The sequence below is a fragment of the Pantoea sp. S62 genome (assembly GCF_016658625.1).
Lineage (GTDB): Bacteria > Pseudomonadota > Gammaproteobacteria > Enterobacterales > Enterobacteriaceae > Pantoea > Pantoea vagans.
This window is the reverse complement of sequence record NZ_JACVVI010000001.1, coordinates 137,563-163,205: the sequence shown is the minus strand read 5'-3', so window position 1 is coordinate 163,205 and position 25,643 is coordinate 137,563. Positions and strand designations below refer to the sequence as shown.

21 protein-coding genes are annotated in these 25,643 nt (G+C 57.2%); 7 read left to right on the top strand and 14 right to left on the bottom strand.

Annotated elements, in window-relative coordinates:
- Position 1: 1 nt before the first annotated feature.
- Both IBT54_RS00725 and IBT54_RS00720 read right to left on the bottom strand, forming a co-directional pair.
- Positions 2 to 388, bottom strand: coding sequence for a VOC family protein (locus IBT54_RS00725; RefSeq protein WP_033785073.1), 387 nt, complete (start codon positions 386 to 388; stop codon positions 2 to 4).
- Positions 385 to 1,536 (bottom strand): MFS transporter, encoded by a 1,152-nt coding sequence (locus IBT54_RS00720; protein ID WP_201251313.1) that lies wholly within the window; start codon positions 1,534 to 1,536, stop codon positions 385 to 387. The genes IBT54_RS00725 and IBT54_RS00720 overlap by 4 nt, the downstream gene beginning before the upstream one ends.
- Positions 1,537 to 1,659: 123 nt before the next feature.
- On the opposite strand from IBT54_RS00720, the gene IBT54_RS00715 reads away from it, so the two are divergent.
- Together IBT54_RS00715 and IBT54_RS00710 are read left to right on the top strand one after the other, a co-directional pair.
- Positions 1,660 to 2,430, top strand: a complete 771-nt coding sequence (locus IBT54_RS00715) for a DeoR/GlpR family DNA-binding transcription regulator (protein ID WP_201251312.1) — start codon at positions 1,660 to 1,662, stop codon at positions 2,428 to 2,430.
- Between the two features lie 157 nt (positions 2,431 to 2,587).
- Positions 2,588 to 2,998 carry a GFA family protein gene (locus IBT54_RS00710; protein WP_013196240.1) on the top strand — a complete coding sequence of 137 codons (411 nt, stop codon included), beginning with the start codon at positions 2,588 to 2,590 and terminating at the stop codon, positions 2,996 to 2,998.
- 16 nt (positions 2,999 to 3,014) lie between these two features.
- Here IBT54_RS00710 and IBT54_RS00705 read toward each other — a convergent pair whose 3' ends face one another.
- Together IBT54_RS00705 and fdhF are read right to left on the bottom strand one after the other, a co-directional pair.
- Positions 3,015 to 3,500, bottom strand: a complete 486-nt coding sequence (locus IBT54_RS00705; RefSeq protein WP_201251311.1) for a DUF1641 domain-containing protein — start codon at positions 3,498 to 3,500, stop codon at positions 3,015 to 3,017.
- Positions 3,500 to 6,472, bottom strand: coding sequence for a formate dehydrogenase subunit alpha (gene fdhF / locus IBT54_RS00700; RefSeq protein WP_201251310.1), 2,973 nt, complete (start codon positions 6,470 to 6,472; stop codon positions 3,500 to 3,502). Before fdhF ends, IBT54_RS00705 begins: the two co-directional genes overlap by 1 nt.
- 807 nt (positions 6,473 to 7,279) lie before the next feature.
- Here fdhF and IBT54_RS00695 point away from each other — a divergent pair.
- Entirely contained in the window at positions 7,280 to 7,900 is a 621-nt protein-coding gene (locus tag IBT54_RS00695; protein WP_201251309.1) for a response regulator transcription factor, read from the top strand.
- A 28-nt stretch (positions 7,901 to 7,928) separates the two neighbouring features.
- Here IBT54_RS00695 and IBT54_RS00690 read toward each other — a convergent pair whose 3' ends face one another.
- From IBT54_RS00690 to IBT54_RS00670, 5 genes are all read right to left on the bottom strand, one after another.
- Positions 7,929 to 13,469: an AAA family ATPase gene (locus IBT54_RS00690; protein ID WP_201251308.1), complete on the bottom strand. Its 5,541-nt coding sequence runs from the start codon at positions 13,467 to 13,469 to the stop codon at positions 7,929 to 7,931.
- The gene (locus IBT54_RS00685; protein ID WP_201251307.1) at positions 13,469 to 13,852 is read right to left on the bottom strand and encodes a response regulator transcription factor; all 384 of its coding nucleotides are present in this window, start codon (positions 13,850 to 13,852) and stop codon (positions 13,469 to 13,471) included. Before IBT54_RS00685 ends, IBT54_RS00690 begins: the two co-directional genes overlap by 1 nt.
- Before the next feature lie 43 nt (positions 13,853 to 13,895).
- Positions 13,896 to 14,150: a XapX domain-containing protein gene (locus IBT54_RS00680; protein WP_013196233.1), complete on the bottom strand. Its 255-nt coding sequence runs from the start codon at positions 14,148 to 14,150 to the stop codon at positions 13,896 to 13,898.
- Between the two features lie 2 nt (positions 14,151 to 14,152).
- Complete coding sequence (locus IBT54_RS00675; RefSeq protein ID WP_095707777.1) at positions 14,153 to 14,374, bottom strand: DUF1427 family protein; 222 nt, start codon at positions 14,372 to 14,374, stop codon at positions 14,153 to 14,155.
- A gap of 62 nt (positions 14,375 to 14,436) precedes the next feature.
- On the bottom strand, positions 14,437 to 15,129 hold the full coding sequence (locus IBT54_RS00670) for a hydrolase (RefSeq protein WP_013196231.1): 693 nt from the start codon (positions 15,127 to 15,129) through the stop codon (positions 14,437 to 14,439).
- A 287-nt stretch (positions 15,130 to 15,416) separates the two neighbouring features.
- On the opposite strand from IBT54_RS00670, the gene IBT54_RS00665 reads away from it, so the two are divergent.
- The 4 genes from IBT54_RS00665 to IBT54_RS00650 are packed head-to-tail and all read left to right on the top strand — an operon-like array spanning position 15,417 to position 20,203.
- The gene (locus IBT54_RS00665; protein WP_095707776.1) at positions 15,417 to 17,294 is read left to right on the top strand and encodes an amidohydrolase; all 1,878 of its coding nucleotides are present in this window, start codon (positions 15,417 to 15,419) and stop codon (positions 17,292 to 17,294) included.
- 2 nt (positions 17,295 to 17,296) lie between these two features.
- Positions 17,297 to 17,719 carry a DoxX family protein gene (locus IBT54_RS00660; RefSeq protein WP_201251306.1) on the top strand — a complete coding sequence of 141 codons (423 nt, stop codon included), beginning with the start codon at positions 17,297 to 17,299 and terminating at the stop codon, positions 17,717 to 17,719.
- Positions 17,706 to 19,331 carry an MFS transporter gene (locus IBT54_RS00655; protein WP_201251305.1) on the top strand — a complete coding sequence of 542 codons (1,626 nt, stop codon included), beginning with the start codon at positions 17,706 to 17,708 and terminating at the stop codon, positions 19,329 to 19,331. The genes IBT54_RS00660 and IBT54_RS00655 overlap by 14 nt, the downstream gene beginning before the upstream one ends.
- A gap of 50 nt (positions 19,332 to 19,381) precedes the next feature.
- A complete protein-coding gene (locus IBT54_RS00650; protein WP_013196227.1) occupies positions 19,382 to 20,203 on the top strand; it encodes an alpha/beta fold hydrolase in 822 nt (273 codons plus the stop codon).
- 40 nt (positions 20,204 to 20,243) lie between these two features.
- Here the strand turns inward: IBT54_RS00650 and IBT54_RS00645 are convergent, their stop codons facing one another.
- The 5 genes from IBT54_RS00645 to IBT54_RS00625 form a co-directional block, all read right to left on the bottom strand.
- Positions 20,244 to 20,969 (bottom strand): pirin family protein, encoded by a 726-nt coding sequence (locus tag IBT54_RS00645; RefSeq protein WP_201251304.1) that lies wholly within the window; start codon positions 20,967 to 20,969, stop codon positions 20,244 to 20,246.
- 163 nt (positions 20,970 to 21,132) lie between these two features.
- A complete protein-coding gene (locus IBT54_RS00640) occupies positions 21,133 to 22,113 on the bottom strand; it encodes a LacI family DNA-binding transcriptional regulator (protein WP_201251303.1) in 981 nt (326 codons plus the stop codon).
- 67 nt (positions 22,114 to 22,180) lie between these two features.
- Positions 22,181 to 23,242 carry a sugar phosphate isomerase/epimerase gene (locus tag IBT54_RS00635; protein ID WP_201251302.1) on the bottom strand — a complete coding sequence of 354 codons (1,062 nt, stop codon included), beginning with the start codon at positions 23,240 to 23,242 and terminating at the stop codon, positions 22,181 to 22,183.
- Between the two features lie 26 nt (positions 23,243 to 23,268).
- Positions 23,269 to 24,498: an MFS transporter gene (locus IBT54_RS00630; RefSeq protein WP_201251301.1), complete on the bottom strand. Its 1,230-nt coding sequence runs from the start codon at positions 24,496 to 24,498 to the stop codon at positions 23,269 to 23,271.
- Between the two features lie 145 nt (positions 24,499 to 24,643).
- The gene (locus tag IBT54_RS00625; protein ID WP_201251300.1) at positions 24,644 to 25,555 is read right to left on the bottom strand and encodes a DMT family transporter; all 912 of its coding nucleotides are present in this window, start codon (positions 25,553 to 25,555) and stop codon (positions 24,644 to 24,646) included.
- Positions 25,556 to 25,643 lie beyond the last annotated feature (88 nt).

The window sequence follows — 25,643 nt, the reverse complement described above, 5'->3', positions numbered from 1 at the left end:
ATTACTCTGCAACCAGCTCAATCAGGTTTCCATCCGGATCGCGAATAATCGCTTCATAATAGCCGTCACCCGTGCGGCGCGGTGCCGCAACCAAAATTCCCGCTTCTGCTGCCCTGACAGCCAGCATATCGACCTGCAGCTCATCACCGACGCTTATTGCTATGTGTGCCCAGCCAGTGACTTCCCTGCCCGGCTGTCCCTCTGCCAAATCGGGCAGGGTCATCAGTTCAATGGTTGCGCCCTGCTCCAGTTGCATAAAGAAGGAGGCGAAGCCGGGACGGTTCCGGCTTTGATAGCGCGCATTGCTCTCCGCGTTAAACCACTCGCGCCAGAATTGCTGCTGTACCTCAAGGTGACGTGTCCAGAGTGCGACGTGGGCGATTTTCATCTGTTTTCCTTTGCCGTGTTGTGGCCCAGGTTAAGGGTTAGAGAAACCGCGCCAACGACCAGCATCAGCGCCATGATCAGTGAAAATGAGAAACCCAGATGCGTGTAATGCGCCACGTAGCCAATGACGGCGGGTCCGCTCAGCACGCCCAGATAGCCGAGCGTGGTAATAGCCGGTATGGCGACCGCCTGCGGCATCACCGTCTGACGTCCGGCAGCAGAAAACATCACCGGCACGATATTGGCGCAGCCTGCACCGACCAGGGTGTAACCCAATAGTGACAGCGGCCAGAAGGCGATAAAGGTCACCATCGCCATGCCTGCTGCGGCAACCAGTGCACCACCCAGCACCACAGGCAGACGACCCAGCGACGAGATGATGCGATCGCCGGTCAGGCGCGCCACCGTCATCGCCACAGCAAAGCAGGTATAACCCAGCCCGCCCAGTGAGACCGGAATGGCCCGGACGTCGGTCAGATAGACCGCACTCCAGTCCAGCACGGTTCCTTCGGTCAGGAAGACGGCAAAGCAGATGATGCCGATAATCAGTACGCTGCCACGCGGAACTGCAAACACCGGGCCTTCAGCGGGATTGGCGTAAGTCAGTAAACCCGATACGCTGACCAGCGTCATGATAATCACCGCCGCTACCGCGAGTAAGCAGCCGGTCAGCACGCTAAAACCCATCGCCAGCAGCAGCGTCATAAAGCCAGCACCCGCAATGCCGCCCACGCTGTACATGCCGTGAAATCCGGACATCACCGGTTTCGCAGCCTGCTTTTCCACCAGGATCGCCTGAATGTTCATGGCGCAGTCGGTCACCCCGATGCCGATGCCAAAAATCAGTAATGCCAGCGCCAGCAGCAGCGGATCGCTAAGCACCGCCAGCCAGGGGGCGCTGATAACGATCAGCGCAACGGCAACCAGGATCACCCGGCGGCAGCCAAAGCGGCTGGTCAGCCAGCCCGTCACCGGCATTGCGATCAAGGCACCGACGCCCAGACAGAGCAGTAACGTGCCCAGTTGTGCTTCATTAACGCCGGTATTAGCACGCGCGAAAGGCACAATCACGGCCCAGGTCGCAGTAATAAATCCGGCCAGTAAAAAGATGATGCGCGTTGCCTGAGCGGATGAGACGTTATTAGCCATTACGATCCTTAAGTAAATGCTGGAGAGACAAAGTAAGCGTATCGATTAGCCGCTATTGACACCCTGCCGATAACTGAACGATCATGCTCACTATAGCTCGTTTATGAACACTCTGGAGTTTACATGCTCGATTATGCAGCTTTCCCGCAGCAGCGACAAGCCCTGATTCGTGAGATCCTGCAGCAGAATGGTCGTGTGGTCTGCGTGGACCTGGCCCGGCAGATGGCGGTGTCTGAGCACACGATCCGCCGCGATCTGCATGAAATCAGTAAAGAGGGCTTATGCAAAAAAGTGTATGGCGGCGCAGTCTTACAGTTGCCGGATGCAGGCACGTTTGTCAGCCGAAAAGAGCACGATCACGCAGCAAAAGCCCTGATCGCGCAGCGCTGTGCCAGTCTGGTGAAAGCCAGCAGCTGTATCTTTATTGATGCCGGCACCACCAATCTGGCGCTGGCAAAGGCGCTTCCGCCTGAGCTGAGTCTGACCGTTGTCACCAATGCGCCCGATATCGCCGCGCTGTTGATCAATCATCCTGTCGCAGAGGTGATCATGCTGGGCGGGCAGATACAAAAGAGTACCGGCGGCGCAGTCGGGCAAACCGCGATTAACCAGATTCAGGAGATACTTTTCGATCAGGCGTTTATTGGCGGCTGCGCCATGAGTCCTGAAGCCGGGCTGACCGGTTTTAACTATGCGGATTGTGAATTCAAGAAAGTCGCCATGGCCCAGAGCAATCAGGTTATTGTCGGGCTGACCGCGGATAAAATCCCCGCTGTGGCGCGGTTCAGCGTGGCGAAATGCCGTGACATTTCAACGCTGGTGGTGGAAGAGAAGCTCGATAAAACCCTGCTTGATGCCTTTGCGGCTGAAGAGATCGCGCTTATCACCGTCTGAGCCAGGGGCGATGGAGAGCTGCGGACTGTTGTCTGATTTAAAAAACAGGCACGGTTCGAACTGCCTGAATGGGTGATAACCCGGACTCTGATGCTGCCAAACCATCTGCTTTGGCGTAGGCTGAAAGCTGGCAGGTTAACTGACAAAGGAGATCGCGATGCAAACTGAAATGACAGCGCAATGCCACTGCGGCGCAGTGGCATACCGGGTAACGCTGAAGGATGGATTCAACACCGTGCGCCGCTGCAACTGCTCGTTTTGCCGGATGCGCGGCGCGGTGGTAGTATTTGCGACAAAGGTCGAGCTGACGCAGGGTGAAGCACAGCTGACAGAGTATCGCTTTAACAGCAAAGAGGTGGGCCACTACTTCTGCTCCGTCTGCGGCATTTATACCTTTCACCAGAGCCGCTCGCAGCCCGATCAGTTTGGCGTGAACGTCGCCTGCTTAGAAGGTGTTTCACCTTTTGACTTCACCGATGTGCCGGTTTCCGATGGCATCAACCACCCTAAAGATGGCGGCGCAGGCGGTGTAGCCGGTCATCTGATCTACACTCCCACACAATCCTGAACGATCGCAGTCTGAGTTACTCGCGGGTGGGCTTACCACTGAAGCGGGTAATCGGCTTCTGCTCTTCACGGTCAATCTGCTGTGAGAAGACCTCCAGCGCGGCGAAGATCGGCCGCAGCCCACGCCAGAGATCCTCGTCATTAAGTAACCGGATAATGCCGCGGATGCCCGGCGCGGCTTTGTCCTGACGCGCCTCTTCGCGCGCCGGTTTGACCGCCATCGCGGCATCACGAACCGCCAGCAGCAGATGATTAAATCGCTCTGGTGGCACGCTGCCCAGCGTCATCATCAGCAGCGAAAGGTTCTGAAGCGCGTTCTGGGTGCCGGGCTGGTTAAGACCTGAGACCAGAATTTTCCCCACCTCACTGTTTGACTTAACCAGATCGTTCGCCAGCCGCAAAAAGCCATGCTGGTGGAGATTTTCAAGCAGATCATCCATCTCCTCGCGGGCGGTCGGCTCGGTGCGTGTCGGCGTGACCTGATATTTCATCCGTTCTGCCATTAAAATTTCTCCGGTTTTTCGACGTGTTCAGGCGGTTCACGGTAGCCTGCCTGCTGCCATTTTTGTTCAATCGGCAGGTGATCCAGTGGGGTTCGACTGCCGTGGCGGAAGTTGTGTAACGGCAGCGGATTGGGCTGCGTCCGCCGTTCGATTCGCTTCATGTTCACGGCAAGCTCTTTATAAGCCGGTGTGTTGACGTCGGGATCGTGATGTTCGCCGGTGAGTGCGTTGACGCCATCCTTACCATGATGAATCGGCATAAACAGCACGTTACCCGCTACACGCCCGGTGATAACAACCGGGACATCCATCGAGCCGCGCCTTGAGGTAATGCGCACCCACTCTCCTTCGGTCAGCGCGCGCGAGGCAGCCAGTTCCGGTGAGATCTCAACAAAGGCATTAGGCGACAGCGACATCATGCGGCCACCCTGCCCGGTCTGGTTCATCGACTGGAAATGCTCCAGCATCCTGCCGTTATTCAGCAGCAGATTGTACTCTGCATCCTCCAGCTCGGCAGGCGGCTGCCAGCTCAGCGGATAAAGCCGGGCTTTGCCATCCGCGAAATTGAACCGTTCCGTGTAGAGACGCGGCGTGCTTTCACCTGCAGCATTGACCGGCCAGAGCTGCGACTGCCAGCCGACCAGTTGCTCATAGCTGACGCCAGCGAAAATATCCGCAATACCCGCTGCTTCCGCCATGATCGCGCCCGGATTCGGGTAATGCCACGGGTGACCGAGGCGCGCGGCAAGATCGGTGAAGATCTGCCAGTCTGGACGACAGTCGCCCAGGGGTTTCATGGCAGGCGAGAAGTGCTGAATTCGCCGCTCGGTGTTCACAAACGTGCCCTCTTTCTCCACGCTGGGCGCACCGGGCAATACCACATCGGCAAATTCAGCCGTACGTGACATGAAGATGTCCTGAACCACCATAAACTCCAGCCTGCTGAAGGCGGCATGCACATTATCTGAATCAGCATCGGCAAACGCGGTCTCTTCGCCGGTGATGTACATTGCGCGGATTTTGCCTTCTCCCGCCTCCTGCACCATTTTGAAGTTATCCGCGCCGGGCTTGTCAGAGAGTGCATCAGGAGCCACGCCCCATGCACGCGCCCATTTTTCCCGCACCGCGTCGTCAGTGACTTTTTCATAGCCGGGATAGAGGTTGCTCAGGCAGCCGAAGTCGCTGGCACCCTGCACGTTGTTGTGTCCGCGCATCGGGTAGCCGCCAGTGCCAGGCCGGCCATAGTTGCCGGTGACCAGCAGCAGGTTCGACAGCGCCGTGCTGGTGTCGGCCCCGTGGCTGTGCTGGGTAATCCCCATCGCCCACAAGATACAGGCGCTGCCTGCCTGGCCGATCATCTCCGCCGCCTCTGTGAGTTCGGCTTCGCTCAGGCCGCAGATCTCGCTGGCATAGTGGAGCGTAAAGGCATCGAGTGAGGCGCGGTACTCTTCAACCTGATTAACCCGCTGTGCCAGAAACGCGTCATCGGCATAACCGTGATCGAACATATATTTCGCCATCGCCGAGGCCCAGACGAGATCGGTGCCAGGCCGGATGCGCAGATAGCAGTCAGCCCGTTCCGCCATTTCGTGACGGCGCGGATCGACAACCAGCAGTTTCTGGCGTTGATGTTTATGGCTCTGTTTGATGTGCGAAGCGATAACCGGATGGTTCTCGGAGAGATTGCTGCCAACCAGCACAATCAAATCGGTCTGCTGCAGATCCTCAATCGTTCCGGCATCACCGCCGTAGCCCACGGTGCGGAACAGCCCTTCTGTGGCCGGGTTCTGACAATAGCGGGAAGAGTTATCGACATTGTTTGTGCCGAAGATTAAGCGGGCGATTTTCTGGGTCAGATAGGCTTCTTCATTACTCGCCTTGCTGGAGCCGATAAAGCCTATCGCGTCACCGCCATAGTTCTGCGCAACGCCACGTAATCCATCAGCAACCCGCTGTAATGCCTCATCCCAGCTGGCAGGCCGGAAGCGGCCATTTTCGCGAATCAGCGGCGTTGTCAGGCGTTCCGGACTGTTGACGAAATCCCAGCCAAATTTGCCTTTAACACAGGTGGAGATGCCATTGGCTGGCGCTTCGGCAACCGGCTGTACTTTCAGGATATGGCGATCGCGGGTCCAGATTTCAAAGCTGCAGCCCACACCGCAGTAGGTGCAGACCGTTTTGGTGCGTTTGATTTCAGACTGACGCAGCGCCACGTCAATTTTTGACACGCCGGTAATTGGCTCCATGCCGATACTGTTTTCCAGCGTTTTCACAAAGTCGATAAGCGGACGCTTCAGCCCTTCATCCATGGCGGTAAACGGTCCCGCATCGGGCTGCATGGTTTTTTCCAGCAGTGCATTGCACGGGCAGACCGTAACGCAGTGCCCACAGCTGACGCAGCTGGAACCGGCAATTTCTGTGCCGCCATCCCACAACACGCGTGGGTGCGCTTGAGTGTAGTCAATAGAGAGCGTCTCGTTGACCTCGACATTCTGGCATGCCTCGACACAGCGACCGCATAAGATGCACTGGTCAGGGTCGTAGGTGTAAAACGGATTGGAGTGATCTTTCGCGTAAGGCTTGGGCTGATGAGGATAGTACTGAATCGGTATGTGCATATCGGCTACGGCGTTATGTAGCGTACAGTCACCGGTATTGTGTTCGCAGACGGTGCAGTAAAGCTCATGACGGTTAAGCAGTCGATCCATGCCCTCCTGCTGCGCGGCTTTCAGCGCACTGCCCTCGCTCCGGACCGTCAGACCCTCTTCAGTACGAAGCGTGCAGCCGCGAACCCGCTCGCCATTGGCATCGACCCAACAGACATCACAGCTTTGCAGCGGCGTTAACGCCGGGTGATAACAGACATGAGGCAGTTTTTTCCCCTGAGCATCCAGAAAATCGATAAGCGGTTGATCAGCTAACCCTTCTAGCCGTTCACCATTGAAAACAATGGTGCAGTAATTTTCACTCATATGAGCCTCATGACGACATGGCGGATAGCGCTGGGCTGGAAAAAATATCCCCGAAATGAAAGGGTTGTCTTCCAAGCGTAGTGAGTATTATCAGCCGCGCCATGAATACCGCTACGCTTATTGAGGTTAATCGCTGACAGTTAAGGCTTTTTTAAAATGTAATGACTTCTTACCGGATGAAATCAGGGGTTTTTACGACTGCCTGGTGGGAACGACAAAAAAGAACTCTTATGCTGCTAAGCAATGAACATCCGGCTGCTAATCGTCGGGTTTAATAAATCTATTTATGTATGTTGTAACTATCACGTGTGGGCAGCAACCCTTTTTTTGTATGACGCGGACATCGCAGCACTGCTTAGTGCCGGAGTAAGTTAACCACTGATTGCCCGTTACCGTGCCGCTTATTCCAGAGATGAATGACGCACTGGCACGAACTTATTACGGCATCATAAAAGCGTGGAGTATTTAATTCGGTGTGCAGTTTATGGACTATTTCAGCGAATAGCGATCGCTATTCTGCTGGCCGCAATTGAGAGCTCCGTTGATTGCACAAACAGGACGCTCTGATTACAGCCCAATAACCATCAGATCGGAAAAACGACGCTCAGCCCAAAGAATAACGCTCACGATTTAATCATATCTATCAGTAATTTATCTTATTATTAACATGCTGTTAATTATAAGATGATAATGATAACTGTTATGGTAATATCCTGATAACCCTGCCGGATGCTCACTGTTCAGGGCCTCTTGACGCGTCATGTTTAATTTAATTATCAGTAAAACTCTGGCTGGAATGAGGTCCCTATGAACCCCATTGTATATATTGTTGACGACGACACTGCTGTGACTTCAGCATTGCGTAATCTGCTCACCGCCGACGATTACACGGTTATCTCTTTTTCATCGGCAGATGATTTCCTGACTCATACTATCACTCCCCTTCCCTGTTGCCTGATTCTGGATATCCATCTGCCCGGCGCAGATGGATTCGATGTTGCTCAGGCGTTGCTCGATCGCGGTTACACGATCCCCACTATCTTTTTAACCGGCTTCGGGACCATTCCGGTCACGGTGCGGGCGATGAAAACCGGCGCTTATGAATTTCTGACTAAACCGGTAGATCCCGATCGTATGTTGCAGGCGGTAGCGGAAGCGTTGCGCATCGCAGAACAGAATATGGCATCCTCTGAGGAGCGGCGAGAGATATTCCAGCGGCACCAGACCCTGACGCCGCGTGAAAGCGAGGTGATGCTGCTGGCGATCAGTGGCCTGCTGAATAAGCAGATTGCCGCCGAAATGGGCGTCAGTGAGATTACGGCTAAAGTCCACAAGCGGCGGGTGATGGAGAAGATGAATGCGCGCTCGCTGACCGATCTGGTCCGTGCAGCTGAGCGGCTCAATATTGACCATACCCGCCGTCGTTAAGGCCAGCACCTGAAGCTGGCCCGCACGCTTATTCCAGTGGCAGCGTAAACCAGAAGCGGCTGCCGCCTTCTGGCCGGTTCTCGGCGCCTAACTCTCCGCAATGCTTTTTGATGATCCCTTTACTGATGGTTAATCCCATACCCATGCCGCTTTTCTTGGTGGTGTAGAACGACTCAAAGATCCGTTCACGCACGCCATCACGCAATCCGCAACCGCTATCCAGCACCTCAAATCGCAGCGTGTCAGCCGTAGGATTCTCGGAGGTGAGGCGCAGCAGGGCCGCGCGCGGTAAATCATCGGACATGGCATCGATAGCGTTGATGACCAGATTGAGCAGCACCTGCTGAATCTGAACGCGGTCGCAGAAAATATCTGCCCTGGCCGCTTTGAGTTTCAGTTCCAGTGAAATGCCCCGCCGTTCCAGCTCGATCCGGGAGAGCGCCAGAATATCACGGGCGATCAGATGCAGGTTTTCCGGCGCAAAGCTCGGTTCATGATTGCGGGTCAGCGCCTGCAGACCACGAATAATCTCTCCGGCACGTTTACCCTCTTTAATAATCTCGTTCAGACTGCTGCTGGCATTTTCCAGCATCAACGGTTCACGCTTTAACCAGCGCAGGCTGGCACCGGCGTTTGCCACAATTGACATCAGCGGCTGGTTAATTTCGTGGGCGATGGAAGCAGTCAGCTGCCCGACGGTGGTGGCCCGTGTGACCCGAGCCAGATCCGCCTGGGCCATACGCGCGGTATCTTCTGCCTGGCGCTGTAAAGTGATATCCGAAATGGTGCCGAAATACTCTTTCACCTCGGGGAAATTGTCCACTGGTTCGCCGATACCCTTGATATAGCGGCATTCCCCATCCGGCCGGAGCACACGGAACTCAGCCTGCATACTATGCCCCTGGCTGACGCTAAGCGTGACCAGTTCACTGATGCACGCGTGATCATCGGGATGAACGCGAGTCAGAAAATCTGCCATCGACAGCCCTTTTTGTTCAGCTGGCAGGCCAAGAATACGGCCATATTCTTCAGAGACCATCATCATGTCCTCTGTCACTTCCCAGCGCCAGGTACCGGTATGGCTGATCTTCTCGCCGAGCATCAGCGAGGTTTTGCTGGCTCGCAGCTGCTTCTCAACCCGCCGCCGATGCGTGTTCTCCTCAAGCAGCTCCGCGTAGAGCCGTGCGTTTTCCAGGGATACGGCCGCCTGCGCACTCAGGGTTTTCACGATGTGGGAGTGCTCAGCTGTAAACGCGTCGGGCATCAGGCGATTCTCCAGATAGAGCACCCCGACCATGTTGGCCTGCCTGAACATCGGGACACACAACACCGCTGCGCCCGAAGCCACCAGATAGGGATCCTGGCTGAAGGGACTGAACGCCTCCGGCTTGCCGGTGCGTATCTCCTGACCGGTACGGATCACCGCTGACAGCACGGATAAAGGCAGGTCGGTGGCGAGAGGCCGCTCTTTGACAATCTGCACCCGTACCCCCTCTGCCATGCTCTCTGCCCAGGCCTGCGTCTCCGGCAGATTGCCATCCAGAATCCGGATGAGCCGACAGCGCTGAGCACCGGCCCGTTCCAGCAGCATGCGCATCAGGGTATGTATCAACCGATCAAGGTTGATCTCCTCCGTCAGGGCGCGCACGGCGGTCAGCACGCTCTCCATGTCATAAAACGCAGCATCCTGAGTAAACGGGATCGTCGCCAGCGCGCTGTTTTGCAGCGGCGCAGACAGATGCGGATAGCGCTGCTCCAGCTGACGCACCATCGCCTGCGCCCCCCAGTTCTCCCAGCTTCCTGTTGCGGCCTTAATATACGCATCTGCTGCGATATCCAGCTGCAAAGCCTTATAACAGCGGCCTGCCAGCTGATTCGCCAGCGCATGAATGTGCAGATACCCCGCCTGTCTGGAGAGACGGATGGCCCGTTCATACTGCTGCAGCGCTTCGCCCGTGTTGCCATCAAGACGCGCGCACTCGGCTCTGAGCAGAGCATATTTGTCTGCAAACAGACCGGGGTTGAGGTCAGCCCAGTCAGCAAATTTATCGAGATGGCCGCGCAGCGCGTTGCTGTCAGCCGCTTCAGGCTGGTGACTCAGTGACAATGCGCTGTAGAAATGAAAATCCATCAGATAGATATAAGCGGGCACTGCGCTAATCAGCGGACGAACCGCCTCAAAACAGCGCAGCGCCTCCCGGTATTCAGCCGCGAAGAAATGCGCCATTCCCCGATAGAGACCGGCCCAGAACCGCACCATCGCTTTAGGGCCGGATATCGGCCCCGGCTCACTGCCCGCCACCAGCGGCAAAGAGGTGACACGATCCTCTGCCCTGAATCCATTACTGTTACGCAGTTGCATCACCAGTTGCTTCTGCATCACCAGCACGTTCTCGACATCGGGATAATAGGATTTGCGGGTAAACGCGAGACCACGCTCAATGGAGGTCAGCACCGACTCAAGGTGATCGCCGCGTGTCAGCGTATTCATGATCTGATGACGCAGCGAGAGGCAGGCAAAAGAGCGGTCGCCATGCATCACCGCCACGCGAAAACTTTCGCGGGCACACTCCACGGCGACATCCAGCGGCTGTGTCCAGATCCCCACCTGATCCAGTGGCAGCAGCGTGCGTGCTTTGTAGCGGATAAAGTTATGCTCTTCCACCAGCTCTCGCGCCACACGGCCACAGGCATAGCTAAACTGCCAGGCCTGATAGCGGTCGCCAGTCAGTACGCTGAACCAGGCGAGACCAAACGCAGAAGCCCCTGTCATGCCCTGGTCCAGCGTCATCTCCAGCATCCGGCAGACCAGCATCAGATGCAGCTGTGGGCAGTCGTAGGCGGAAACAAAAATGGTGCTGGCCATCAGGTTCAGCACCGACTCCGTTTCGGCATTATTGTTCAGTGGCAGCCATGAAAAAGCCGCTTGCGGGGAATCGCCAATGCGCGTCCTGAGCGATAGCCAGGCGGCGTCGATCTCTGCGTCTTCCGGATTGCGGTTGAAATGCTCACCAAAGACCGCCAGCCAGGCGAGTGCGGTTTCCAGCGCCAGATGATTGTCAGACTGGCGCATATGAATTTCAGCGGAGAGACAGGCAGCCCTGGATTTTTCACTGAGTGTGCCAGGCTCACGCAGCAGTCGGGTGCAGAGCGATTGTGCGTTGCTGAGATTACCGTGCAGAAACTCGCACTCCGCCTCATCCAGACCCAGCATAAAGTCATTACCGGTCACCATCCGCTGGCTAAGCCGCTGGGCGGTGCGCAGATAGCGCAGAGCCGAGAGGTAGTCCCCGGCACGCTTAGCCCCCTGTGCAGCGCGCAGACAGAGCGGATAATACCGCTCACGCTCTGCGACACTCAGCGGTAGTTCAGCAATCATGCCAATGTGATAAACCGCCCGGAACAGTGTTTCACTGTTATCCGCCGTCATCACCGCATCTGACAGCCAGGCCGCCGCCTGCTGGTGAAGATGCTGTTGCTGTCGGCGGTCGGGCAGTAAAAATGCCGCGTTGTGAACCCGATCGTGGGTAAAGGCGTAGTTGCCGCCCGTCAGGGTGATAAAACGGCCACTGACAGCAGGTTCAAGCTGCTGCTGAAGCCGTGTAACAGGCGTCCCGCTGATATGACTTATCAGGGAGAGTTCGCCGCTGGCGCCCAGGCAGGCCAGATCGCCCAGCAACTGCCGTGTTATCTCCGGCATCCGTACCAGCTGATTCAGCACCAGCGTTGCCACGTTGTCGGTGTACTGACGCGCAATCAGTGCCTGGCTGTCGTAATACCATTTAAGCGGATTCTGACGAAAGTAGATGACTCCATCGTCCACCGCCTGACGAAAGAACTCCTGCACAGAGAGCGGATTACCACCGCTTTTGTCAAAAATAATCTGTGCCAGTTCGCGATGGCCACCGGGACGGGTATGCAGCCTCCCCGCCAGCCAGCGGCCAATGCTTTTCACGCTGAGCGGTTGCGGCGTCAGCGCCACAAGCCGCGCCGCGGATTCTCTGATCCGCAGCAGAAAACCGGCAATCATCGGACAGGGCATCGATTCGCCCTCCCGGAAAGCGAGCACCAGCATAAAAGGCAGATGTTCACTTCGAGTGATCAGCGTTTCCAGCAGTTGCAGCGTGGCATTATCTGCCCAGTGAACATCATCAATCAGCATCACCAGCGGGCGACCCGGCGTGGCAAAAGCCTCAATCAGCGCACACGCCATCTGGTTAAACTGCTCGCGGGCGTCCGTGGCGTGGCGTACCACGGGCGGCAGTGTCCGGATATTCAGCAGCTGTTTTAATTCAGGCACCAGCTCAATGGCTAAATCGGTATATCCGCCCAGTAACCGCAGCAGTCGCCCCCGCCATTTGCTGACTTCCGGGGCTGACAAACCCAGCAGATAGAGCGTGACCGTACGAAACGCGGAGGCGATTGCGGCATAGGGGGCGGCTGGCGAATGCTGATCGGCCTTGCTGGCGGCCAGCAGAATCTGTCGGTGCTGCAGGTTTTTCAGTGCAGAGGCGATGATGGCAGATTTCCCGGAACCGGGTGCCCCGCTCAGCATCACCAGACTCTGCGTGCCGCTGCGGTTGACCGCCTCAAGCGTGGTCAGTAATGCGCGCGCCTGTGGATGCTGCGTGAACAGCATCTCGGGGCGGAAACTGCTGCTGAACCGCTCCTGCAGACCGGGCGTAAACGGCGCAATGGTATTTTCGGCAGTGAGGGTCGCCTGACAGCGGCGCAGATCGGCCATCAGTCCCTGCACGGTCTGATATCCCTCTGCGGGCGACTTTGCCAGCAGACGCAACAGAATCACCGAGAGCATCGGCGGCACATCGTCTCTGACCTGATCGGCGGGCCGGGGTGCGGTAGCAATGTGATGATGAATCCACTCTGCTTCACCCGCGTCGGGTGAGCCAAATGGCAGTCTGCCGGTCAGGTACTCATACAGCACGACACCCAGGCTATAGAGATCGCTGAGGCTGCTGACCGGATGCGGCGTGCGGCCGGTATGCTCAGGAGACATATAGGCCAGCGTACCGCCTGAAGCGCGCAGACTGGTTTTGTCCGCCGACTGCGCGGCCAGCGAGGCCAGTCCAAACCCGCCCAGGCGAAAGCGCCCCTCGTCAGTCACAAAAAAGTGGCCCGGCTTGATATCGCCATGCACGATGCCCTGATGATGCGCCTGACCGAGCGTGTAGCAAAGCTGCAACGCAACCTGCAGAAAGTCAGCGATGTGTTCAGGTGGCGTGGCGAGATTGTGAGCCAGCGTTCGAAACGGAAACGAAGGATAAATCAGGGCATAACGATTGTGATAACGGGTGGTGCCGCTCGCGGTGATTGCCCAGCGCGGTGAAAGATAGCCTGCCAGCGCACGCTCATTTTTGAGCCGCTGCGTCGCCTGAAAGGTGACGTCGTCACTTTGACTGGTGGCGATAATTATGGATTCACCAGACTGACAGCGCGCCAGCATCCAGAGCAGACAGCCATCCTGCGCCAGCGGCGTCAGCGTGTCGAAATGGTCAATCGCGATCCCTGCGTCGTCACTTTCCTGGACATTAACCGAAAGCATGCTCATCAGCGGGCTTCTCCCCTGGATAACTCGCAACGGATCAGTGTCAGCAGCGAATCAACATCAATGGGCTTTCGCAAAAACGTGACTGCACCCAGGGCGATGGCATACCACAGGGTAGTGTCATCCAGGTCTGCCGAAATAAAAATAACCGGGGGCAGTTCTGTCTGCTGTTTCAGGAGAACAAACAGCTCAAAGCCGGACATGCCCTTGAGTCCGACATCAATGATCAGCATGCCCGCCTCTGAAAGGGCATCGTCATCGCTCAGGAGTGCTTCACCGGACTCATATAAGCGCGTCGGGTAGCCGTCTGAGTGCAACAAGTTGCTCAGTCCACTGCGGACCGCGCGTTCATCATCAACAATGATAATACGCTGTAACAGCGCCATGCCGTTATTCTCCGGAACGCCTCACCGTGCGGTATGCGAGGACTTAAGGGGTGTTATCGCCATCGGGTGGCGGTGTTCCACTGATTTTTGGCACACACTCATGGCGAAACCACTTCAGCGTCACCGGCTGACGGCGAAGCAGACGTTTAGCCAGCGGAATGACCTGTTCACCCACCAGCATGCCGAACAGCCCCACCAGAGCAATAATCGGCGGAGCCGGGGAGTTAACGTTAATCAGCGCATAGATTACCCCGGCAAGCAGGCCCACCGTGAGAGAAATAATGTAGGATTTCAACATGTTCAGCTTATCCGCAACGGGTGTGTTTCAGGCTGATCGCTGAGCGACTGCAGGACGGTCGCATGCGCCGCAGGTATCATCGCCTGCACCAGCGCCCCGCCCAGTAACATTCCCAGCAGGCCCACCAGCGCAATCGCAGGCGGAGCGGGTGAACGGACCTTAAGCAGGCCGTACAGCACGCCAATCAGCACCCCTGCCGCCAGGGAAAGAAGTAAAGGATTCATGACCGGACTCCTGTGATGCCCGTCGGCTGACCGGCAGCGCGTGCCGATCAGCAGAGCGACCCTTAGCGGACCGGCGCGTGAACCGGTGCCAGAGTACGGTGTTCACTTTTCTGACGTGATGGCGCTTTATGCACCATGGTGTAGGCATAATCCACACCAATGCCATAGGCACCTGAATGCTCTTTGGCGATGTTCATCACCGCATCGTAAGTGTCACGGTTGGCCCAGTCACGCTGCCACTCCAGCATCACCTGCTGCCAGGTCACCGGCACCACTCCCGCCTGGATCATGCGCTGCATCGCGTAGTCATGCGCTTCTTTGGTGGTACCGCCTGACGCGTCGGCCACCATATAGATTTCGTAGTCGCCTTCCAGCATCGCGCACAGGGCAAAGCTGTTGTTACAAACCTCTGTCCAGAGTCCCGACACCACCACTTTTTTCCTGCCGTTCGCCGCCAGGGCATCACGCACTTTCTGGTCATCCCAGGAGTTCATCGAGCTGCGCTCCAGGATATCCTGACCAGGGAAGACATCCAGCAGCTCCGGATAGGTATGACCGGAGAAGCTTTCGGTTTCGACCGTGGTAATAATGGTCGGGATATTGAAGACTTTTGCCGCCTTCGCCAGCGCAACGGTGTTGTTTTTCAACACCTGACGGTCAATCGACTGCACGCCAAAGGCCATCTGCGGCTGCTGGTCGATGAAGATAATCTGGCTGTTATGTGGCGTGAGGACTTCAAGCTTTGCGTTGGACATGCGTTCACCCATAGAGGTTAAGTAACGGAATTTCCGCCAACCGGCGCGGAGCAAAAAGACGGTCAGGGCAGGTTTGTTGTCCTGCTGCTGGCTGTCTGGTCGCAGTGTAGGGCGACGTGCCACGGCAAACTATTATCTCTGCGTATAACTATACGAAGGTATAGGTATCCCTCTGTATAACTAGACGATCCCTCAGCCCGCTCACCATAATCCGGCTTATTCGTGCCCTGCTTATTGCGGCACTTCCTGTCCCGCGCTGAGTCGGACAACCCCGTTGAGGAGGATCTATGGTTACGCTGGGTAAAGCTGAACTGATACTGACCCATGGCAAATTTCACACTGTTGACCGCAGCAATCCGGTCGCAGAAGCCGTGGCAATTCGTGATGGCAAATTTGTTGCGGTCGGCACGCTGGCAGAGGCGATGGAGTATCACTGTGACGGCACTAAAGTGATCGATCTTAAAGGCCACACCGCCGTACCGGGCCTGAACGATTCACACCTGCATCTGATCCGCGGCGGGCTGAACTACAACCTTGAACTGCGCTGGGAAGGTGTACCGTCGGTGGCCGATGCGCTGCGGATGCTGAAAACACAGGCGCTGCGTACTCCATCACCGCAGTGGGTACGTGTCGTCGGTGGCTGGACCGAGTTCCAGTTTGCCGAGCGCCGGATGCCGACGCTGGATGAGATCAACGAAGCGGCCCCTGACACGCCGGTTTTCCTGCTGCACCTTTATGACCGCGCCCTGCTCAACCGCGCCGCACTGAAAGTGGTTGGCTATACCAAAGAGACGCCGAACCCGCCGGGTGGTGAAATCCAGCGCGACAGTAACGGCAATCCCACCGGCCTGCTGATTGCCCGTCCCAATGCAATGATCCTCTACGCCACGCTGGCGAAAGGCCCGAAGCTGCCGCTGGAACAGCAGATCAACTCCACCCGCCAGTTTATGCGTGAGCTGAACCGTCTGGGCCTGACCAGCGCGATTGACGCCGGCGGCGGCTTCCAGAACTATCCTGAAGATTACGAAGTGATCGCTGAGCTGCATCAGAAAAAACAGATGACGCTGCGTATCGCCTACAACCTCTTCACGCAGCGTCCGGGGCATGAACTGGAAGATTTTGAGAAGTGGACGGACATGCTGACGCCAGGCCAGGGCAGCGACTATTTCCGTCACAACGGCGCAGGTGAAATGCTGGTCTTCTCGGCGGCTGACTTCGAAGATTTCCTGGAGCCGCGTCCCGACCTGGCACCCGGTATGGAAGATGAGCTGGAACGCGTAGTACGTCATCTGGTGGAGCATCGCTGGCCATTCCGCCTGCATGCGACCTATGACGAGTCGATCAGCCGGATGCTGGATGTCTTCGAGAAGGTCAACCGCGATATCCCGTTCAATGGCCTGCACTGGTTCTTTGACCACGCGGAAACGATCACCCAGCGCAATATCGATCGTATTAAAGAGCTGGGCGGTGGCATTGCCGTGCAGCACCGCATGGCGTTTCAGGGGGAATACTTTGCTGAGCGCTACGGCATCGAAGCCACCCGCCACACGCCGCCGGTGCAGAAAATGCTGGAGACCGGCGTTCCGGTGGGCCTTGGCACCGATGCGACCCGCGTCGCCAGCTACAACCCCTGGACCGCACTCTACTGGCTGGTTTCCGGTCGCACCGTGGGCGGCATGCAGATGTATGACGTCAGTGCCCGCCCTGACCGCGAAACGGCGCTGATGCTCTGGACCCAGGGCAGCGCCTGGTTCTCCAGTGAACAGGGTAAAAAAGGCCAGATCAAAATCGGGCAACTGGCGGATCTGGCCGTGCTGAGCAAGGACTTCTTCAGCGTGCCGGAAGAAGAAATCAAAGGCATTGAGTCGGTGCTGACCGTGGTGGATGGCAATATTGTCTATGCCGCAGGTTCGTTCAGCGCGGATGCGCCACCTGCGATTCCGGTCCTGCCTGAGTGGTCGCCTGTGGTAAACGTGCCGGGTCACTATCGCAGCGCCCCGCCGGTTGCGCAGAGTCGGGCAGGCATGATGCCCGCCGTCCACCACTGCAGCGGTCCGTGTGGGGTTCATCAACACTCGCATGAGATTGCGCGGGGTTCCAGCGTGCCGGTCGCCGAAGATAACGCCTTCTGGGGCGCGCTCGGCTGCAGCTGCTTCGCATTTTAATCATGAATAGCGCTATTGCTCTTTCGCCCCGTATCAACGCGGGGCTGTTCTTCCTGCGCCTGACCGGCAGCCTGCTGCTGTTGCAGGTGCATGGGTTGCCGAAAATTCTCCATTTCAGCGAAGAACTGACGCGAATCGAAGATCCCTTCGGGCGGGGACCGATGATGAGCCTGCTGCCGGCGATCGTGGCGGAAGTCATCTGCCCGATTTTTATTATCATCGGCTGGGGAACCCGGATTGCCTGCCTGCCGATCATCGCGGTGCTGCTGGTGGCGATGCTGGTGGTTCACCCTGGCTGGTCACTGGCTGAAGGCCAGTTCGGCTGGCTGCTGCTGATTATCTTTACCACGCTGGCGCTGACCGGGCCTGGCGGCTGGCGCATCGGCGCGACAAAACCTCAGGGGAGACGTTATGGCACAGGTTAATGATATCCACCAGCTCGATCAGGAACAGCCTGAGGCGACTTCAGGTGAGGTTTCACCGCTACAGCCGCTGCGCCAGCCGGTGTTCCGCATGCTGTGGATCGCTACCGTGGTCTCCAATATCGGCTCCTGGATGAACGATGTGGGCGTGAACTGGAGCATGCTGACGCTGAGTGCCGACCCGCTGGCCGTGGCGCTGGTGCAGGCAGCCAGCAGTCTGCCGATGTTTCTGTTCGCGCTGCCCTCGGGCGTGATGGCGGATATCGTTGACCGCCGCAAATATCTGCTCTTTTCCCAGCTCTGGACCTTTATCGCCGCGGCCGGGCTGACAGTGCTGGCCTGGACCGGCCATGTGACACCAGAGGTGCTGCTGGGCGCAGCTTTTTTGCTGAGCGCGGGTGCCGCCATGAGTTCACCGCCCTTCCAGGCGATCGTGCCGGATCTGGTGACCAAACCGGAGCTGGGGGCCGCCATTGCGCTTAACTCGCTCGGCATTAATATCAGTCGCGCCATCGGTCCGGCGCTGGGCGGCCTGATCCTCTCATTCACCGGCCCCTGGATGGTCTTCCTGCTCAATGCGTTGTCGGTGCTGGGCGTCGCCTGGGTGCTCTGGCGCTGGAAAGCGGAGCCGAGTGTGCAGCGCCTCCCGCCGGAGCATTTCTTCCCGGCGGTGCGTGCCGGTCTGCGCTACGTGCATGCGGCACCGGTTCTGCGTAACGTGCTGGTGCGGACCTTCGCGTTCTTCCTGTCTGGCAGCGCAGGCTGGGCTTTACTGCCGCTGGTGGCGCGTCGAGAGCTCGGCCTTGGCCCTGGTGGCTACGGCATCATGCTGGCCTGCATCGGTGTCGGCGCGATTACCGGTGCAGTACTGCTGCCGCGTCTGCGTCGTCGCCTGAGCTCCGATCGCCTGATGGTGCTCGCCAGTCTGATCTTTGCCCTGACTATGCTGGCGCTAGCCTTTGTGCGGCACTTCTGGCTGCTGAATGCGTTTGAGTTCTTCACCGGCTTTGCCTGGATCGCGGTGCTTTCGACGCTGAATCTTGGCGCACAGCGCAGCGCGGCGAAGTGGGTGAAAGCGCGTGCACTGGCGGTTTATCTGACGGTGTTCTTTGGTTCGATGACCGCAGGCAGCGCCCTCTGGGGACAGCTCGCGTCGCACTTCAGCATTCCGCTGTCGCTCTGTATCGCGGCGCTGGGTATGGTGCTGGCCAGCAGCACCGTCTGGCGCTGGCGACTTGATCAGGATCCCGATCTTAATCTCGACATGATCGGTGACGGCGTCAATGCACCTGTGCTGGATATTCGTCACGAACGCGGGCCGGTTATGGTGAATTACGAATACCGGATTATTATTGATGATGCACACGCTTTTACCGTCTGCATGCAAGAAATGCGACGGGTCAGACGCCGCGGTGGCGCCATCAACTGGTCACTTTATGAAGATATTCTGCAGCCCGGCATTTTCGTTGAGACGTTTGTGGTCGGCTCCTGGGTCGAGCATCTGCGTCAGAAAGAGCGCTACACCATCAACGATAAAAAAATAGAGCGGCGGGTTTTCGCTTTTCATCAGGGCGAGAGCTCACCCGAAGTTCGCTATCTGGTGGCGCCAGTGTGACTGGCGTAACACCAACTTTTCATCCATCACGTCATACAGAGGGCAATACCATGAGCACCTTTAAAACGACCGACGGCACACAAATCTACTTCAAGGACTGGGGCACCGGTAAACCTGTGTTGTTCAGCCACGGCTGGCCGCTGGATGCCGATATGTGGGACAGCCAGATGAAATTCCTGGCCGATAACGGCTATCGGGTTATTGCGTTTGACCGTCGTGGTTTTGGTCGCTCCGATCAGCCCTGGACCGGTAACGACTACGATACCTTCGCCTCGGATATTAATGACCTGATCACCCATCTTGACCTGCAGAACGTGACGCTGGTGGGCTTCTCCATGGGTGGCGGCGACGTCACGCGCTACATCGGCAGTTACGGCAGCGATCGCGTCGCGGCGCTGGTGTTGCTGGGTGCCGTTACGCCCATCTTTGGCAAAACGGCAGACTACCCGCAGGGTGTCGATATGTCGGTATTCGAGGGGATTCGTGAGGGTCTGCTCAAAGATCGTGCGCAGTTTATCAAAGAGTTCGCCACACCGTTTTATGGCACCAATGCCGGACAGACCGTTTCAGATGGCGTGATGACGCAGACGCTGAACATCGCGCTGCTGGCCTCGCTAAAAAGTACCGTGGACTGCGTTACCGCGTTTGCGGAAACCGATTTCCGTGCTGACGTCGCGAAAGTGAATGTGCCGACGCTGGTGATTCATGGCAGCAACGACCAGATCGTGCCGTTTGAATCCACCGGCAAAGTGGCGGCGGAGATGATTGAGGGTGCTGAACTCAAGGTCTATGACAATGCGCCGCATGGTTTCGCGGTAACGCATCAGGAGCAACTGAATCAGGATCTGCTGGCGTTTCTTAACGCACAGTGATGAAAAAAAACTGCGCGGCGAAAGCCGCGCAGTTTCTGTTTTAACGGGTTGGATGATTCACTTCATTCGGACGCAGATCGAATAACAGCACTTCTGCACCGTCACCGTGACTGAACGACAGCGTTTTCTCATCACGCACCCGCGCGCCGTCTCCGGCATTAAACTGCAGGCCATTGACCCGGACACTGCCCCGCGCCACATGAATATAGGCGTAGCGATCGTCCGGCAGCGTGATCGTCTGCTGCTCATCGCCCTGGAACAGTCCCGCGTAGATGCGAATATCCTGACGCACCCGCAACGCCCCGTTTTCACCCTCTGGCGAAATGATCAGTCGCAGATTACCGCGTTTATCCGCTTCGCTGACGGAGATCTGCTGATAACCTGGCGGCGTGTTCTTCTCAGCAGGCACCACCCAGATTTGCAGGAAATGCACGCCCTCAGTACCTGAGTGGTTGAACTCACTGTGGGTCACACCACTGCCCGCACTCATCAGCTGCACATCGCCGGGAACAATCACCGAGCCGGTGCCCATTGAGTCTTTGTGCTCCAGCGCGCCTTCCAGCACATAAGAGATGATCTCCATATTGCTGTGCGGATGCGCACCGAAACCACGTCCTTTAGCGACACAATCATCATTGATCACCAGCAGATCGGAGAAGCCCGCCTGTTTTGGGTCCCAGTAGTTTGCAAAAGAGAAGGTGTGACGTGAATTCAGCCAGCCGTGATCGCCCACGCCACGTTGCTCTGACAATCTTTGCTCAATCATATTCTGCCCCTTCGTTGATTCGGGAAGTGCGAATGCCCTTCGATGGAAACAGCATATAAGTAAACCAGAGGGTCACACAATGGCGTTAAAAAGCAATCACTGTCGCCTTTTAGTGGACAATAGAGGCGTGGTTTAACGGGGGGAAATCTGACGGGTCACGCTTTCAGCTGCTACCCCGCACCACCAGCTCACCCGGCATGATCACGCAGTGTGAAGGCGCATCGGGACACATGATTTTCTGCAACACCAGTTCACAGGCCCGACGGCCTATCTCCTTTGAGGGCTGCGCCAGCGTTGTCAGTGGCGGTGAGACCATTTCAGCCAGTTCGCTGCCGTCAAACCCCACCACGGCGATATCATCGGGTATCCGTAACCCCGCCTGCTGAATCGCCGTCATGGCACCAGCGGCAAGCGTATCAGACACGGCAAACACCGCGTCAGGAACGGTTTCGTCCGCCAGCAATTGTTCCATTGCCGCTTTTCCGGCGCTGAAGCTTAATTCGCTGGCACAGGCAATCGCCTGCCAGGTCAGGTGCTGTTCTTTGAGCTGGCGGGTGTAGCCCTGCTGACGCAGTCGGGCATATCGGTAGCGGAGGTCGTGATTGATTAACGCGATGCGCTGACGTCCCCGCGCCGCAAGGAACTGCACCACTGACTGCGCAGCGACATCATCGTCAATACCGACGCAGGAGACCTGGCCGGTGTCATCATGTTCGGCGCACTGAACCCAGGGGGCCGCGCCTATCAGCTGACTCAGCTCCGGCAGCTTGCTGAAGGCATCCATCGTAATGATGCCATCCACCATTTTGCCGGAGAGCAGTTGCAGGCTGGAGCGTGAGCGTTCTATCTCCGCGCCCGAGTTGCACAGCAGGATGCGATAGCCATTTTTCTCGGCGTGCGCCTCTATGCCTTTAACCACCTCGGCGCAGAACGGGTTGGAGATATCTGAAACCAGCACCAGAATCATCGAGCTGCGCGCCGTGCGCAGCTGGCGAGCCAGCAGGTTGGGCTGATATTGGCTTTCTTCGATAGCCGCGAGCACCTTCTGACGATTAGCCGGTTTTACGCTGTCGCTGTTATTCAGCACCCTGGAAACCGTGGCAACTGAAACACCCGCCATCCGGGCGATTTTCTGAACAGACATAGCGATCCCTCTGGTTTAATGCGTGAAAGCTGACTCACCGCTCATCCGCTGAATCCACACCGCCATTTCAGGCGTTGCGATCCAGACCCAGCTGGTGGCGTACCGATGGGGCGTTCTCTGCTAACGCAAAATCATCAAACGCGCGGTCAGCCACGGGAATAATATGGCGACGGATAAACGCTGCACCTTCACGCGCCCCGGTTTCGCCCTCCTTCAGGCAGCACTCCCACTCCAGTACCGCCCAGCCGTCATAGTCATACTGCGCCAGCTTGCTGAAGATACCCTTGAAGTCGATCTGCCCGTCGCCCGGCGAGCGAAAGCGTCCGGCACGGGCCAGCCAGGGCTGATAACCGCCATAGACGCCGCTGCGCCCGTTAAGCTGATATTCAGCATCCTTAACGTGAAAGGCTTTGATACGCGAATGGTAGAGGTTGATGAACTGCAGATAGTCGATGTGTTGCAGCAGCAGATGGCTGGGGTCAAACAGAATATTGCAGCGCGGATGGTGATTCACCTCAGTCAGAAAACGCTCAAACGTGACGCCGTCATGCAGGTCTTCGCCGGGATGAATCTCATAGCAGAGGTCAACGCCGTGATGCTCAAACACATCCAGCACCGGCAGCCAGCGCCGGGCCAGCTCGGTGAATGCCTCGTCGAACAGCGCTTCATGGTGCGGCGGCCAGGGGTAGAACCAGGGCCACGCAAGCGAGCCGGAAAACGTCGCGTGTGCGCGCAGACCGAGTTTTTCCGAGGCCGCCGCCGCACGCTTCAGGGCGGCGATAGCCCAGTCGGTGCGCCGGGCGGGATCGCCACGCAGTGTTGCTGGCGCAAAATTATCAAATGCGAGGTCGTATACCGGGTTCACCGCCACCAGCTGCCCTTCAAGATGGGTAGACAGCTCGCTGATCTCCAGTCCGAAACCGGCCAGCATTCCCCGGACATCATCGCAATAAGTCTGGCTGACTGCTGCCTTTTCAAGATCGAATATAGCGGGCTGATGGCAGGGGATCTGCAGCGCCCGATATCCCAGCGCGGCGGCCCACTCCGCCAGACCCGCCAGCGAATTAAACGGCGGCTGCGAGGTGATAAACTGCGACAGGAAGATGCCCGGTCCCTTAACTGTTTTCATCAGTAGCTCCTGTTTTTCGCTACCGCCTAATCACGGTATTTAAATGAGAAGAAGAAGATAATCGCAATCAGCGCAGCGGCAACCGCAGGGATCCACCAGAAGATTGCCCAGCTCTGCGCGCTGGCGTGACCTGCAACCAGATGGTTGTAGAGTGCGCCGGAGATTTGCGACCCCAGCAGCATGCCTATGCCGTAGGTGAACATCACCACCATGCTCTGCGCCTGCCCTTTTACCTTTTCACCGGCAATCCGATCGGTGTAAATAAATCCCACTACGAAGAAGAAGTCATAGCAGACGCCATGCAGCAGAATGCCGAGGTAGATCAGCGTGCGCGTTTCATCACTCATGCCCAGCGCAAACAGGGCATAGCGGACAAACCACGCCGTCATCCCAATCAGCAGCATGTACTTCACACCCAGGCGACGAAACAGCAGCGGGATGATCAGCATGAAGGCAATTTCAGACATCTGGCCCAGCGACATCAGCGTGCTGACTTCGCGGATACCGGCATCCGCCAGCCAGGAGGCCGTAAACGCGTAGTAGGTGCCGAGCGGAATGGAGATCAGGGTGGCGCACAGCGCAAAGACCATGAAATGCCGCAGCCGCAGCAAGGCGAAGGCGTCGGCGCAGAAGAGATCGCGAACTTTTAACGGTAAACCTTTAGCCGGTGCCGGTGTGTGAGGCAGCGTCAGGCTATAAATAGCCAGCAGGACCGAACAGAGTGCCGCCAGCTGGAACACCGCGACGCTGTCCGCAATGCCGGTCACGCCGATAAAAATCCCCGCGACGATCCAGCCGATGGTGCCGAAGACCCTGACAATAGGGAAACTCTTCTCACTGCTGGCGAGACTGTGAAAGGCGATGTTATTCGAGAGCGCCAGCGTCGGCATAAAGCAGAGCGTATAGCCAAATAACAGGGTGATCAGCAACGCGCCGTTCTCTGCGATCAGTGCCTGCGGCACGAACCAGAGAATCGCTGCACCCGCCAGATTCATCACGGCCATCACTTTCTGCGAGGGAAAGAAGCGGTCCACCAGCATACCGAGCACAAACGGCGAGAGAATTGACGCAATAGGCCCGGCTGAAAACGCATCCCCAATCAGCAACGGCATATTGTGACGAGTCATCACCAGCCCCAGCGTTACCGACCAGCTGCCCCAGATAAAGAACTGCATAAACATCATCAGAGAGAGGCGCGGCACCAGCAGCTTATGCTGCACCCGCCGACCTGCACTCACCTGCACCGTTGCAATCATGAAAACCTCACGAATAAGTAATCGATTACTTTCAGCCGGATTTAAAAGTAATCGATTACAAGCATTTATTCTTTCGCCGCGATCACAAACTGGTAACAGTACGTTATCATCTTTTCGTTATTCAGCATTGTGATGTGACATCTGCTCAGGTCGTGATATCCGCTAACCGCGATTTACGAAAACGGTAGCGCTCATAAAGCACTGAATAGAGGCCGCCGCACACCACCAGAACCGCACCGATGACTGTAGTGGTAGTCGGCAGGTTACCCAGCAACAGATATCCCACCGCGACAGACCAGATCAGCGTGGTGTAATCGAACGGCGCTAGCAGCGAGGCTTCGGCGTACCGCAGGCTCAGGGTCATCAGAATCTGCGTGATTCCGCCCAGCAGCCCGCAGCCTATCAGTAGCGCTACCTGATTACCGTGCGGCACTTTCCAGCCGCCCGGCAGCGTGATCAGCGACGTTAACGCTGTGGTGACGGCGAACCAGAAGGCGATGGCACCGGGCTTCTCTTTGCCGTTAAGAAACCGAATCTGGACCAGTGCACAGGCGGTACAGAAAGCCGCCATCAACGCCAGCAGAATGCCCGCCGACGCGGAGAGCGAGAATGACGCCGACTGCGTCAGCGAAAGATGCCCGGAAAACATCACCAGAATGCCGCTGAAACCGGTAAAGACCGCCACCCAGCGATGGTGCCGCACTTTTTCACGCAGCAGCAGTGCCGCCAGCAGCACGGTAAACAGCGGCGCAGCATAGTTAATCGCGGTGGCGTCGGTCAGTGAGATGTAGAGTAGTGACAGATAGCTGAAATAGAGGCCGCCGGTTCCGGCAAGGCCGCGCACAAAATGCCCACGAATATTACGGGTGCGAATACCCTCCAGCACGCTGCCCTGGAAACGCAGCCAGATAAGCAGCGGGATCAGTGCCAGCACAGAGCGGAAAAAGATCACTTCGCCGACCGGGATTGCGCCATCCAGTCCTTTTACACAGGCCAGCATCAGCGTGGAGCTCAACGCAGCTGTGATCTTCATCGCTATGCCAGCGGACGCGTTCATAAGGTTTTTAATCTCAGTGGGGAAAATAAGCTGTAAAATCAGCAGACTCAGACAACATACTGGCACAATGCTGTGCAGCAATCTGCCG

Coding starts and splice junctions, on each gene's coding strand:
- IBT54_RS00725 (WP_033785073.1), bottom strand. CDS start 388: ATGAAAATCGCCCACGTCGCACTCTGGACACGTCACCTTGAGGTACAG.
- IBT54_RS00720 (WP_201251313.1), bottom strand. CDS start 1,536: ATGGCTAATAACGTCTCATCCGCTCAGGCAACGCGCATCATCTTTTTA.
- IBT54_RS00715 (WP_201251312.1), top strand. CDS start 1,660: ATGCTCGATTATGCAGCTTTCCCGCAGCAGCGACAAGCCCTGATTCGT.
- IBT54_RS00710 (WP_013196240.1), top strand. CDS start 2,588: ATGCAAACTGAAATGACAGCGCAATGCCACTGCGGCGCAGTGGCATAC.
- IBT54_RS00705 (WP_201251311.1), bottom strand. CDS start 3,500: ATGGCAGAACGGATGAAATATCAGGTCACGCCGACACGCACCGAGCCG.
- fdhF (WP_201251310.1), bottom strand. CDS start 6,472: ATGAGTGAAAATTACTGCACCATTGTTTTCAATGGTGAACGGCTAGAA.
- IBT54_RS00695 (WP_201251309.1), top strand. CDS start 7,280: ATGAACCCCATTGTATATATTGTTGACGACGACACTGCTGTGACTTCA.
- IBT54_RS00690 (WP_201251308.1), bottom strand. CDS start 13,469: ATGAGCATGCTTTCGGTTAATGTCCAGGAAAGTGACGACGCAGGGATC.
- IBT54_RS00685 (WP_201251307.1), bottom strand. CDS start 13,852: ATGGCGCTGTTACAGCGTATTATCATTGTTGATGATGAACGCGCGGTC.
- IBT54_RS00680 (WP_013196233.1), bottom strand. CDS start 14,150: ATGTTGAAATCCTACATTATTTCTCTCACGGTGGGCCTGCTTGCCGGG.
- IBT54_RS00675 (WP_095707777.1), bottom strand. CDS start 14,374: ATGAATCCTTTACTTCTTTCCCTGGCGGCAGGGGTGCTGATTGGCGTG.
- IBT54_RS00670 (WP_013196231.1), bottom strand. CDS start 15,129: ATGTCCAACGCAAAGCTTGAAGTCCTCACGCCACATAACAGCCAGATT.
- IBT54_RS00665 (WP_095707776.1), top strand. CDS start 15,417: ATGGTTACGCTGGGTAAAGCTGAACTGATACTGACCCATGGCAAATTT.
- IBT54_RS00660 (WP_201251306.1), top strand. CDS start 17,297: ATGAATAGCGCTATTGCTCTTTCGCCCCGTATCAACGCGGGGCTGTTC.
- IBT54_RS00655 (WP_201251305.1), top strand. CDS start 17,706: ATGGCACAGGTTAATGATATCCACCAGCTCGATCAGGAACAGCCTGAG.
- IBT54_RS00650 (WP_013196227.1), top strand. CDS start 19,382: ATGAGCACCTTTAAAACGACCGACGGCACACAAATCTACTTCAAGGAC.
- IBT54_RS00645 (WP_201251304.1), bottom strand. CDS start 20,969: ATGATTGAGCAAAGATTGTCAGAGCAACGTGGCGTGGGCGATCACGGC.
- IBT54_RS00640 (WP_201251303.1), bottom strand. CDS start 22,113: ATGTCTGTTCAGAAAATCGCCCGGATGGCGGGTGTTTCAGTTGCCACG.
- IBT54_RS00635 (WP_201251302.1), bottom strand. CDS start 23,242: ATGAAAACAGTTAAGGGACCGGGCATCTTCCTGTCGCAGTTTATCACC.
- IBT54_RS00630 (WP_201251301.1), bottom strand. CDS start 24,498: ATGATTGCAACGGTGCAGGTGAGTGCAGGTCGGCGGGTGCAGCATAAG.
- IBT54_RS00625 (WP_201251300.1), bottom strand. CDS start 25,555: ATGAACGCGTCCGCTGGCATAGCGATGAAGATCACAGCTGCGTTGAGC.